Genomic DNA, 11,397 nt, shown 5'->3' with positions numbered 1-11,397 from the left:
CGCCGAGTGGTGTCAATTTTAGCACCGAATGGGGTAAAAAAGATCGCCGAGTTGGGCAATTCGCTTCGCCGCCTTCACATAAGTCTTCCACGGTTGTATCAAACACTCGCGCCATACGATAAGCCAACATCAAAGAGGGGCTGTACTGCTCCTTTTCAATGGAGATAATCGTACGAGCCGTTACCAATACAGCCTGAGCCAACTGTTCCTGAGTGAGGTGCTGGGCTTTGCGGTATGTTTTTACTTTTGTTTTCATTTAACCTCCCAAAAACACGAAGTTAACTTCATGTGAAGCCAACTTCATTATATCATTAGATTTTGAACAAACAAGACAAAAAACCTCAGCTTTGGCTGAGGCGACAGGGAATAACTTGAATCTCAGAAAACCGGGTACAAGTAAAATGGCCAGAAGGTGAATTAGGCTCAGTAAACTTGCCTTTTTAGCACGATGAAACAGCTAGTCGGACGTGGAGGCTAGTTTGGTATCCGCCTCCAAACGTTTAATTAACCGGTCTAAGACGCTATTACTAGGGTAAAACTGGGGGTTATCAGGCTGCGTTAGCGCCCAGTCAATCGTTCCATAGGAAGCACCACTTTTAATTTTTAGATCCTCAGGGCCGTAACCGAGTTTATCTGCCAACTCCCAAAGTCTATTTAGTCGTTTATTGCGTAAGCGTGTGGTGATGTTAGTAATAAACCAGTAAATAATTACCCAGATGACAAGTGCAATACCGCGGGATAGCATTGAACTTGAACCAAATATAATCTCGGTAATACCGGCTAGAAGTCCATAGCCAAAAATCAGTACAAAAACGTTAATAATGGACAAAGTTTTGCGCTTCAAAGCTCTCATCTCCTAATCTGCATTATGTCATGTTGTTATCTGAGAAACAAGCAAGTAAAAAGTGACGTAAAAAGCGGTGACTAGTGTGCGCCACCGCTCATTCTGTGCAAACCCCACTGCTCTTGAAATTGCTCTTGATGCTGCTCATTGTGCCTGTTGTCATATGACAAAAGTATGCCTAATAAGCGAATCAAAAAGTCTTAACGGTATTTCTTGACGCCTAAAAACGTAACTTCATGTAACCTGTACTCTCCTTCATTTCAGATTATAGAGCCTCGTAAACGTTGACCTGCCAGGGTTTCAGACGTTTACCGGCTCTTTTTTTTCGACTGCTCTTGAGATTGCGCTTGATTCGCTCCAGAAAGCACCGCCGCGAAGAGGCCTTTTCCATCGTCCTGCTTCTTAGTGACAGGTGAATGCAAAGCTAAGTGTGATCTGAATCGACTACTGGCCTAGTTGTTCAGACACGACTTTTGGACTTTTCACTTTGAGCGGTCTTTTTCGTTATCGACAGTTCGTTGTTTCAGCTGCCGAAAAGAACTACAATTTTCCTAATATCATTGTCAAGTCGAGATGATCAGAACACGAAAGGAACGCATATGAATCAAGTCGATGAATGGATGGCTGAAAGCCAGTTAGCGATGCATGGGTGGGATTTTAGCCATCTGGACGGGCGTTGGGAAAATGAGCAGTTACCGTGGCGTTATCGAGATTTGGTTAATGATAATCTTGAGGACAGTCTGATGTGGCTTGATGTCGATACAGGCGGTGGTGAGTTGATGGACAGCTTCAGACACCCGGGAACCAAAACTGTCGTCACTGAGGGCTGGGAACCCAATCTCAAACTTCTGCGAAAAAAGTATGCGACTTCTGGTGTGACTGTGATTGCTGACCATGATGAAGATCTGTCTAACGTGCCAGACGGTCATTTCGACATTATCACCAATAGTCATGGCGCATTACCCATTCAGGAGACTGTAAACAAGTTGCGCCCCGGCGGTCTCTTCATCACTCAGCAGGTCGGTGCGACAAATAATTTTGCGTTATCCCGATTCTTAGACCCTAATTACTGTCCGGCATACCCAGATAATACATTGATCGATGCTTGTGCGCGTCTGCAGCAGGCCGGAATGCGCATTGAACAACAAGATGCTGCATTTAGCAAGATGAGTTTCTTCGATGTGGGCGCAATCGTCTATTATGCAACTGTGATCCCATGGGAGTTCCCAAATTTCTCTGTCAGCGAGTGCTTACCACGACTCCAGCAATTAGGTCAGCTGATCGAAACACAGGGAAGCATTTCAACGTTTGAAGATCGTTTCATGATTGTTGCGAGGAAGCCGATTTAACCCAAGAGAGGTAATGAAATGGCTCGAAAAAAATTGATCCTGATTGGTGGTGCCATGGGGATTGGCAAGACCACCCTTGGCCAGTATTTAGTGGAAAAGCGGTTGGATAATGCCGTGTTCCTTGATGGCGACTGGTGCTGGTACATGCATCCTTGGGTCTTTAACGATGAGAACAAGAAAATGGTTCTGCGAAACATTCAGTTCTTGCTAAACTCGTTCATTGCCAACAGTTCTCTTGAAAACATTGTGTTTGTTTGGGTCATGCATCAGCAAGAAATCATCGATGAGTTACTCGCTGGGCTTCACGGTGACTATGAGTTATACTCGTTCTCGCTCACTGCAACTGAAGATGAGCTGACGAAGCGATTCAGCAAAGATATTGATGCAGGGATTCGCGATCAGGCGGCGCTTCAAGGTGCTATTGATCGAATTCAGATGTATCAAGACGTTAATTCGATTAAGATTGATGTTACTGGAAGGAATTATCCAGAGAATGCCCACAAAATTCTGAATGAAATCAATAAAGGAGATGGTACACATGAAAATTAAGTTAAAGCCTGGTTTTTACAAGTCTTGGTCGTTTTGGGCGATGCTTTTTCTCGTGTTAATTTTGTTGCGGGACACAGAGTGGATCGCAACCAGAACGCCACTGTTTCAGTATTCGATCATCACCTCGATCGTTATCATGACTGTTGGCTTGATTTGTGCACCGTTTTCCATTCAGCACACGAAGAGTCAGTCTCGTTAGTCCCCCAAATGATTTCCTACCCGAAAAAACAATGATATAACAAAGACGGCGATCGAATGAATAGTCGCCGTTGCTTGTTTTCGTGAGCCCCATTTGCTCTGGAAATTGCTCTTGATATCGTTTGTGGCGCCTAGCAACATATGGTCAAAGTCCGCCTAATTAGTGTTCTAAAAACTCGTTATAGGACTATTTGACATATTTTGAATATACTTGGTGTAATCTGTACTTTCCTCATTTATTGATTATAGAGCCTCGTAAACGTTGACCTGCTAGGGGTTCAGCCGTTTGCCGGTTCTATTTTTTCGTCTGCTCTTGAGATTGCGCTTGATTCGCTCCTGAAAGCCCTTCGGCGAAGATGCTCGGCACCGCCGTTTCCGTCTTATTGGGGACGGGCAAATATGGAGCAGTTGACAGTCTCCTTGATAATTTCAGCAAGATGTGACAGTCGTTTTGTGACTGCTTATCGTTAAAGATGTGCGCATGACTTGACTGGAGGTGACAATCGACAGGTGTCATTACCGCGCCCGTCCAACCGCGGTCGATCGGTGCAGGGCGTGCAATCCTTCGCGACTTGACGCGTTTCAAGCAAAACGGTCCACGCACAATGCAAAAATCGGCGCGAACGCGACGCAAAAGCCTGGCCTGGCAAGGCTGCTGCGCGTGCCTCGAATCGGACCGTGCGGCCAATTCAAAATTTGGCGTGTGCCATTTTCCTTGAAACTTGGCGCAACGCGCGGCTTGGCGGTCGCCTCGAATCATGAGCCGCTGCGGCACTGCCTTCCAGTAGCGGGCGCCCAAATAAAGTTGTGGTCTTCGTCCTCAAATCGCCGTCACTCAGGTTGCGGTTTCGTTAATCTTTCGATACGTGCCTAACGGAATCGTGACTTTCAATTTGTTTTTCGCCTTCAAGCCGGTATACTGGAAAGCGAGACGAAATGGAGGGTCCATGGTGAAGATTTCCACGGTGAAGGTCATTGCGGGTGTCAGTCTGCTTTACTTAATATTCACGTTCGGTGTCTTGTTGGCTGCAGGGATCAAGCTGGTGCCGACCGGCTTTAACATGACGGCGCTGGGGCAGTTGATGCTGGAATGGGAACCACATTGGTGGTGGCTGAGCATTATCGGCGGGGGCATGCACGTGTTCGCGTTCATCTGCTCTTTACGCCGCAACCGTCTACTGATCGCCAACACGGTGTGTCTGTGGGCGTTCATTGCGTACGCGCTGGTGCCGAACTTCACGGTCATCATCGCGGTGTGCCACGCCCTGGCACTGCTGGCCATCTTCACGTACCATCGGCCGCGAGAAGTGGAGGAAGCCCGATGAGTTTATTCAACAAAAAGCCCGCTGCTAAGGATGAGGGGCCTAAGCCATACGACTTTGCCCAGATGGTCAAGCAGGCGCAGGCCGATCCGGCGCACTTCTCGAAGGTGCAAGAGGTCTTCAAGAAGCTACGCCATGCGCCCAAGAATGATCCGAAACGTTAAAGAAGCCGCCGCGCTCACAGTCATTGTGGGCGCGGCGGCTTGCGTAAAGGCGTTAATTTTTGACCAAACTGTCGAGTTGCTTCAGGGCCTTTTCCGCGTCAAGGAGGGCAACGGAGTAGACGAGTGTGCCAACTTCGGTGCGGGTGTTGATGTACTTGACAACGGCTGGACCACTCGCAGTCTCGATGGTGAGGAAAAGGCGGTACATTTCCTTAATGCCGGGCGTGGTGATCCCCATGATGCCAGCATCGGTGAACAGGGAGTCATCGATCAGGGCGGGGTAATTGCCATCGCTTGACACAATGACTTGGTCGTCGATGGTCAGGCGGTAGCCCCGAATGTTTTGAACAGGGATGTACCGGTGGCCGATAAGGGGCTTTGCGATGCGGACGGTACCGGTGGAGCGGTCGAGCTCGAAGTATTGGTCGGGGAGTTCAGGGTGGAATTCAGGATTAGTCTTGAACATCTGGAACCTCCAAGTTCAGGGTGGTGAGGACTTCGGCAAGTAACGCCGTGGTGTAGGCGCGGCTTTCTGCCAGCATGAAGGCGGTCTGTTCCGCCAGGCTGGCCTCAGGCGCCCGCTGTTGCCACGTTTGCGCGCGAGCGCGTAGCTGAACCTCGGTGAAGTCTGCCGCGACGACGCGGTCGGCGGCGTCTTCGATCAGCGCCCGTAGTTGTGGTAATGCCATTGTGATCATCCTCCTGAGTTGATTGTGGCCAAGCCACAGCGCCCATTATACGCGAAACTCGCACGGGTTTCACTTTTCGCTGGCATGAATGTACGCTATTATAGAAGATAAGCACTGAAAAACGGGGGCGCAACGCCCGATAACGGAGGAACACCATGGCAAAAGACACGAACATGCTGGACTATATTGGCGATAAGATGGACGCGCTGGACTTTGACGGCGACTTGGACCTGAACTGGGACAAGGAGGCGCACGTGTTTGAGGTGGAGTTGACCATGTACGTGGACGCGGCTGCCGGCTTTGAGGTCGAGGACCAGGACGGCCAGACGGTGACGGATGGCAATGAGGTCGACTACTCCGATGCCATCTTGTTTTATGACGAGACGCGCCTGAACGGGGCCGATTACGCGGACAACTACTTGGCCACGTTTGGCTTTGCAGGCAAAAAAGGGATCGAGCAGGCCAAGGTGGATGCGCTGTTTAGCTACCTGCAGGAGTTGCTCGATGACGGGCAAAGCGACCTGTTTGACTTTGTGGACGGCACCAGCGATGCGGAGACCTTTGAGCTGACGTTTGACCAGGCGAAGTTCGACGCGGCGTATGCGGCGCAACCGGCCGCGGCCAAGGCGACCGCTATCCCTTACCCGAAGTACTAGGAGGAACCGCGATGCAGGAGTGGCAAGCCATCACGGTGGAAACGAGCACAGAGGCCGTGGACGCCGTTGCCAATGCGATGATGACGCTTGGCGCAGAAGGCATTCAGATCGAGGACGCCGCCGACTTCGCGCAGCCGCTCCAAGCGGCAGACGGGCGCCTGATCGATTCGGCCACGGTGCCGCACCGAACGGACGGGGCCGGGGTGACCGGCTACTTCAGCGCGACGCTGAATGTCGTCGAGCTGGAACAAGACCTCGCGCACCTCGTGGCGCAGCTGCCCAGCTTCGGGCTGGCGCCAGGCGCCGGGACCATCACGCGACAAGGCGTGCAGGAGGCGGACTGGGCGACGCAGTGGAAGCAGTACTATCACCCGGTGCGCATCACGCGCTATCTGACGATCGTGCCGGCCTGGCTGGATTACACGCCAGCGCAGGCAGGTGAGCAGCTGATTCGCCTGGACCCGGGCATGGCCTTTGGCACGGGCAAGCACCCGACGACCGCGCTGATGCTGCGGCTGCTGGAGAGCTTGGTGCGCGGCGGGGAGCGCATGATCGATGTGGGCACCGGCTCCGGCGTTTTGGCGCTGGCGGCTCGGTTGCTGGGCGTCAGCCACGTGCTGGCCACCGATGTCGATACGGTAGCGGTACAAAACGCGCAGGCTAACCTTGCCCTTAATCCGGCGGTCGAGGGTATCACGGTGATCGCCAACGACCTGCTGGCCGGACTGGATGATCAGGCGGAACTCATTGTTGCCAACATTCTGGCGGAGGTGCTGGTGCCACTGATCCCGCAGGTGCCCGCACACTTGGCGCCGAACGGCAAGTTGCTGTTGAGTGGGATTTTCCATGACAAGCGCGCGTTGATCGAGCAGACGCTGGCGGCAAATGGCCTGACCGTCACGGCGGTCTGGCAGCAGGGGGACTGGGTCGCGCTGGTGGCCCAGCAGGCGGTGGCCGCATGAACCGGTTCTTCACCACGCAGCCGCTCGCGCTTGGCGCTACCGTGACGCTTGAAGCCAGCATCCAAAAACACGCGGTGAAGGTGCTGCGGCTCGCACCACCAGCCCAGATCGAGCTGGTCGGGCCGGAAGCCATCGCATACTTGGCAACGCTGCAAGGGGCGGAGCCCCTGACGGTGACGCTGGACGCGGTGATCACGAAGACGGTGGAGCTGCCGATCGCGACGCACCTGATCTGCGCGGTGCCCAAGGCGGACAAGGCGGAGCTGATCTGCCAAAAAGCCACCGAGCTCGGCGCCACGCACATCAGTTTTTATAACAGTCAGTGGGCGACTGCTAAGTGGCAGCCGGCCAAGCTGGCCAAGAAACTGGCCCGGCTGCAGCTGATCGCGCAAGGTGCCGCCGAGCAGAGCCACCGCAACCGGCTCCCGGTGGTCGATTTCTTGCCGTTCGCCGCGATTCTGCAAGAGCCCGCGGAAGCCAAGCTGATTGCGTATGAGGAAAGTGCTAAACTGGGTGAGACGAGTGTCTTGGCGCAGACTGTGGCAGCCCGACCAGCCAGCTTGGCGGTGGTGTTCGGGCCAGAAGGGGGCATCAGCCCCACAGAGGTGGCGGCCCTTGAGGCGGCGGGGTTCACCGCCGCGGGTCTGGGGCCACGGATCCTGCGCACCGAAACGGCACCACTATACCTGCTGTCCGCGCTGTCTGCGCTGACGGAGCTAATGGGAGCGATTCATTGATGACGAAATTACGCACATGGTTAACCAGCGTTCAGGGCCGGATCATCGCCTTGAGCATTTTAAACACCCTGATCCTGCCCTGGGGCTTCACGCTGTTTCACCTGCCGGTGGCGTACCGTGTGGGCGTGCTGTTTATTCTGCTGAACCTCACGCTGGCTTTTTGGATCGGGCGCTGGCAGTCGCGCGCGCAGTTGCCGTGGTGGTACAGCCTGATTCTGCCGCTGCTCTTTGGGGCGATGGTGTGGTTGCGCTTTGCGGATTACAGCTACTGGTTCATGCCGATCTACTGGGTGGTGACCCTGCTCAGTCAGACGCGCAACGATTAAGGCACGGGCAACCGTGCCTTTTGTGCATCACCGTGGGGACACACGGGTGTCGCTTGCGGTATAATGGGGGACAAACTCACATGGCCGTCACCGCCGCAGCTTCGCGCCGGCGGAGGCGGGAAGGGAGAACAACATGGCAGAAGAACAGGAACTCACCCAAGCCCAAGTCATGGACATGTGCCGCGCGTATATGAACGCTGCCGACTTGGCGTTCGTCAAAAAGGCGTACGACTTTGCGGCCTATGTGCACAAGGATCAGCACCGGAAGTCGGGGGAGCCGTACATCATTCACCCGATTCAGGTGGCGGGCATTTTGGCCGATTTGCGGATGGATCCGGTGACGGTTGCCAGTGGCTACCTGCACGATGTGGTCGAGGACACCAACATCACACTGGGCGACATTCAGGAAGTGTTTGGCAACGAGACGGCTGTCATCGTCGATGGGCTGACCAAGCTGTCCAAGGTGACCTACGTTGCCCATAAGGATGAGCTGGCGGAGAATCACCGCAAGATGCTCTTGGCGATGGCCAAGGATATGCGCGTGATTTTGGTCAAGCTGGCCGACCGATTGCACAATATGCGCACGCTGATGCACCTGCGCCCCGATAAGCAGCGCCGGATCGCCAATGAAACGCTGGAAATCTACGCGCCGCTGGCCGACCGCTTGGGGATCAGCGCCATCAAGTGGGAACTTGAGGACCTCAGTCTGCGCTACCTCAACCCGCAACAGTACTACCGCATTGCCCAGCTGATGAAAAGCAAGCGCGGTGAACGCGAGGCCTATATCGACTCGGCCATTGTGGATATCAAAAAATCGCTTGCTGATCTGAACATGCACTACGAGATTTACGGGCGCCCCAAGCACATCTATTCCATTTACAAAAAGATGCGCGACAAGCACAAGCAGTTCGACGAGCTGTACGACCTGCTTGCGGTGCGGGTGATCACCGAAACCATCAAGGACTGTTACGCGGTGCTTGGCGCTATCCACACGCAGTGGAAGCCGATGCCGGGCCGCTTCAAGGATTACATCGCGATGCCCAAGGCCAACATGTACCAGTCCCTGCACACCACGGTGATCGGGCCCAAGGGCAAGCCACTTGAAGTGCAGATCCGCACCGAGGAAATGCACCACGTCGCCGAATACGGGGTCGCGGCGCACTGGGCGTACAAGGAAGGCCAGACGGAAGAGGTGCAGTACGACCAATCCGGCAAAAAACTCGACTTGTTCCGCGAGATCCTGGAGATCCAAGACGAAAGCAGTGACGCCAACGACTTCATGGAAAGCGTCAAGGGGGATATTTTCTCCGACCGCGTGTACGTCTTCACGCCGCGTGGGGATGTGTACGAGCTGCCGAAGGGCTCCGGGCCACTGGATTTTGCCTACATGGTGCACACGGAAGTCGGCAACAAGTCCGTGGGTGCGAAGGTCAACGGCAAGATCGTGCCGCTGAACTACCAGCTTAAAAACGGGGACATCGTTGAGATGCTGACCAGCACCAGCTCCAAGCCGAGCCGCGACTGGATCAACCTGGTGTACACCTCGCGGGCGCGCAACAAGATTCGCCGCTACTTCAAGCAGGAAGACAAGGACGTCAACGCGGAGAAGGGCCGCGATGCCCTTGAGCACGCGCTGCAGGACCAGGACTACAACCCGAAGGACTACATGGGCGGTAAGGACGCGATGAACGACCTGCTTGCGCGGCTGAATTTCGCCAGCGAAGACGAGCTGCTGTCGGCGATTGGGTACGGCGAGTACAGTGCCAAGGTGATCGCCAACCGCCTGACTGAAAAAGCGCGGCGTGAAAAGGCGGCGGCCGATCAAAAGGAGCGCGAAAAAGCGATCCTCGCGGCGCACCAGAAGGTCACCACCGTCTCCAAGGTGAACAAGCCGACCAGCCGCACCGAGGAAGGCGTTGTCATCGAAGGCGTCGACAACCTGCTGGTGCATCTGGCCAAGTGCTGCAGTCCCGTGCCGGGCGATCCGATCGTCGGCTATGTCACCAAGGGGCGCGGGGTGACCATTCACCGCGCCGACTGCCCGAACGTCAGTGTCGATGACCCGGCGATGGCTGGGCGCCTGATCGATGTGCAGTGGCAGAACCTCAACGACCAAAGCCAGCTGTTTGACGCCGACCTTGAGATCTACGGTTACAATCGCAATGGCCTGTTGAACGAGGTGCTGCAGACGCTCAACGCCCAGACCAAGAACCTGAGCAACATCAACGGACGCGTCGATCACGACAAGATGGCTGACATCCACGTGACGGTCGGGATCCGCAACCTCGCGCACCTTGAGCGCATGATGGATGCCATCAAGAATATTCCCGATATTTATGAAGTGAAGCGTAAGCAGGGTTAACCCGTACCGCCGGCCGCTGGGCTGGCGGTTTTTTGGAGGAGATTATGAAAGCAGTTGTTCAGCGCGTTTCAAGCGCGCAAGTCACCATTGACGGCGAAGTGCACGGTGCGATCGACCGGGGCTTCATGGTGCTCGTGGGCGTTGGCCCGCGCGACACCCAAGCGGATGTTGACACGCTCGTCAATAAGATCAGCAAGCTGCGCGTTTTTTCGGATGAAGCAGGCAAAATGAACCAGGCGCTGGCGCAGGTGGACGGGGCGGTCCTCGCCATTTCGCAGTTCACACTGTACGCTGACACGCGCAAGGGTAACCGGCCCAGCTTCACCGATGCGGCGGATCCGGTGCTGGGTTCGGCGTTGTATGACGCGTTTGTTGCCGGGCTGCGGGCGCAAGGCGTGCGGGTGGCGACCGGGGTGTTCGGCGCGGAGATGCAGGTCAGCCTGACCAATGACGGACCGGTCACCATTTTGTTTGACACGGAGGCGGCGCATGTTGGTTAACGCGATCTGGGACCTGGATGGTACCCTGTTTGATACGTATCCCGAGATGCTGCAGGCGCTGTTGCAGATCCTGGCGGCCCATGATCTGGCGCAAGATCCGGCGGCCCTGCTTGCGCGCATCAAGCGCGGCTCGATTCAAGAGACGGTGCAGGCGCTGGCCACGTCCGCCGGCCTAGCCGCATCGACCGTATTGGCAGAGTATCATGCCCTGGAGCACCAAACTGTCATGACGGCTCAGCCGTACCCCGAGGCGCGCGCGGTGTTGCGCGCAGTTAAGGCCGCCGGTGGGCATAACCTACTGTTGACGCACCGCGACCGGTCGGCTTGGGCCCTGTTGCAACAGGCAGGGATTCGCGACCTGTTTTTGGGTGGCGTGACCAGTGAGCTGGACTTGCCGCGCAAACCGGCTCCGGACGCTATCAATTACCTCTTGCACCAATACCAGCTCAATCCGGCGCGCACCGCGATGATCGGGGACCGTAAGCTCGATGTGCAGGCGGGCCTGGCGGCCGGGGTAAGCGGCGTTTATTTCAACGTCGATGGCCTCAATGACGCGCCCATGGCCACCGTGCAGGTGAATCACCTGCGCGAGTTGGTGCCGTTGTTCGGCTAGATTTGTAGGTGAGGCGGCGTGATCAAGTCAGGTCCCGCGAGTTCAAAAGGCAGGGCGGGCTTGACGCCAACCAAAAGAGACTGAGACATAATTAACGGCCCAAGAATGAATCACAACTATTCCGGG

16 protein-coding genes are annotated in these 11,397 nt (G+C 55.2%); 12 read left to right on the top strand and 4 right to left on the bottom strand.

The features are described from left to right. Positions 1-256, bottom strand: a 256-nt coding sequence (locus EKM88_RS04670) for a helix-turn-helix transcriptional regulator (RefSeq protein WP_164511994.1), incomplete at its 3' end; no start/stop codon positions are given. 201 nt (positions 257-457) lie between these two features. After that, the gene (locus EKM88_RS04665) at positions 458-844 is read right to left on the bottom strand and encodes a hypothetical protein (protein WP_125703616.1); all 387 of its coding nucleotides are present in this window, start codon (positions 842-844) and stop codon (positions 458-460) included. 599 nt (positions 845-1,443) lie between these two features. Between EKM88_RS04665 and EKM88_RS04660 the strand changes: the two genes are divergently transcribed. From EKM88_RS04660 to EKM88_RS13240, 5 genes are all read left to right on the top strand, one after another. Further along, positions 1,444-2,193, top strand: coding sequence for a methyltransferase domain-containing protein (locus tag EKM88_RS04660; protein ID WP_125703614.1), 750 nt, complete (start codon positions 1,444-1,446; stop codon positions 2,191-2,193). An 18-nt stretch (positions 2,194-2,211) separates the two neighbouring features. Continuing rightward, on the top strand, positions 2,212-2,742 hold the full coding sequence (locus EKM88_RS04655) for an AAA family ATPase (RefSeq protein ID WP_125703612.1): 531 nt from the start codon (positions 2,212-2,214) through the stop codon (positions 2,740-2,742). Beyond that, the gene (locus EKM88_RS04650; RefSeq protein ID WP_125703610.1) at positions 2,732-2,941 is read left to right on the top strand and encodes a hypothetical protein; all 210 of its coding nucleotides are present in this window, start codon (positions 2,732-2,734) and stop codon (positions 2,939-2,941) included. The genes EKM88_RS04655 and EKM88_RS04650 overlap by 11 nt, the downstream gene beginning before the upstream one ends. A gap of 946 nt (positions 2,942-3,887) precedes the next feature. Further along, the gene (locus EKM88_RS04645; RefSeq protein ID WP_125703608.1) at positions 3,888-4,265 is read left to right on the top strand and encodes a hypothetical protein; all 378 of its coding nucleotides are present in this window, start codon (positions 3,888-3,890) and stop codon (positions 4,263-4,265) included. Further along, the gene (locus EKM88_RS13240) at positions 4,262-4,426 is read left to right on the top strand and encodes a hypothetical protein (RefSeq protein ID WP_164511993.1); all 165 of its coding nucleotides are present in this window, start codon (positions 4,262-4,264) and stop codon (positions 4,424-4,426) included. The genes EKM88_RS04645 and EKM88_RS13240 overlap by 4 nt, the downstream gene beginning before the upstream one ends. Before the next feature lie 52 nt (positions 4,427-4,478). On the opposite strand, the gene EKM88_RS04640 is transcribed toward EKM88_RS13240, so the two are convergent. Then, entirely contained in the window at positions 4,479-4,892 is a 414-nt protein-coding gene (locus EKM88_RS04640) for a hypothetical protein (protein ID WP_125703606.1), read from the bottom strand. Continuing rightward, positions 4,879-5,115 carry a hypothetical protein gene (locus EKM88_RS04635; RefSeq protein ID WP_125703604.1) on the bottom strand — a complete coding sequence of 79 codons (237 nt, stop codon included), beginning with the start codon at positions 5,113-5,115 and terminating at the stop codon, positions 4,879-4,881. The genes EKM88_RS04640 and EKM88_RS04635 overlap by 14 nt, the downstream gene beginning before the upstream one ends. Positions 5,116-5,270: 155 nt before the next feature. Between EKM88_RS04635 and EKM88_RS04630 the strand changes: the two genes are divergently transcribed. The 7 genes from EKM88_RS04630 (at position 5,271) to EKM88_RS04600 (ending at position 11,271) form a co-directional block, all read left to right on the top strand. Beyond that, positions 5,271-5,771 carry a DUF3013 family protein gene (locus EKM88_RS04630; protein ID WP_125703601.1) on the top strand — a complete coding sequence of 167 codons (501 nt, stop codon included), beginning with the start codon at positions 5,271-5,273 and terminating at the stop codon, positions 5,769-5,771. 11 nt (positions 5,772-5,782) lie between these two features. Then, on the top strand, positions 5,783-6,733 hold the full coding sequence (gene prmA / locus EKM88_RS04625; protein ID WP_125703599.1) for a 50S ribosomal protein L11 methyltransferase: 951 nt from the start codon (positions 5,783-5,785) through the stop codon (positions 6,731-6,733). Continuing rightward, positions 6,730-7,470, top strand: a complete 741-nt coding sequence (locus EKM88_RS04620; protein ID WP_125703597.1) for an RsmE family RNA methyltransferase — start codon at positions 6,730-6,732, stop codon at positions 7,468-7,470. The genes prmA and EKM88_RS04620 overlap by 4 nt, the downstream gene beginning before the upstream one ends. Further along, positions 7,470-7,796, top strand: a complete 327-nt coding sequence (locus tag EKM88_RS04615) for a hypothetical protein (RefSeq protein ID WP_125703595.1) — start codon at positions 7,470-7,472, stop codon at positions 7,794-7,796. Before EKM88_RS04620 ends, EKM88_RS04615 begins: the two co-directional genes overlap by 1 nt. Positions 7,797-7,929: 133 nt before the next feature. Next, positions 7,930-10,158 carry a RelA/SpoT family protein gene (locus EKM88_RS04610; RefSeq protein WP_125703593.1) on the top strand — a complete coding sequence of 743 codons (2,229 nt, stop codon included), beginning with the start codon at positions 7,930-7,932 and terminating at the stop codon, positions 10,156-10,158. Between the two features lie 44 nt (positions 10,159-10,202). Continuing rightward, the gene (dtd, locus tag EKM88_RS04605) at positions 10,203-10,658 is read left to right on the top strand and encodes a D-aminoacyl-tRNA deacylase (RefSeq protein WP_125703591.1); all 456 of its coding nucleotides are present in this window, start codon (positions 10,203-10,205) and stop codon (positions 10,656-10,658) included. Next, positions 10,648-11,271, top strand: coding sequence for an HAD family hydrolase (locus EKM88_RS04600; protein ID WP_125703589.1), 624 nt, complete (start codon positions 10,648-10,650; stop codon positions 11,269-11,271). The genes dtd and EKM88_RS04600 overlap by 11 nt, the downstream gene beginning before the upstream one ends. Positions 11,272-11,397 lie beyond the last annotated feature (126 nt).

It is taken from the genome of Lacticaseibacillus daqingensis (assembly GCF_003946115.1).
In the GTDB taxonomy this organism is placed as follows: Bacteria; Bacillota; Bacilli; order Lactobacillales; family Lactobacillaceae; genus Lacticaseibacillus; species Lacticaseibacillus daqingensis.
The sequence above is the reverse complement of the archived record's forward strand: the minus strand, read 5'-3'. Positions and strand labels throughout refer to the sequence as shown.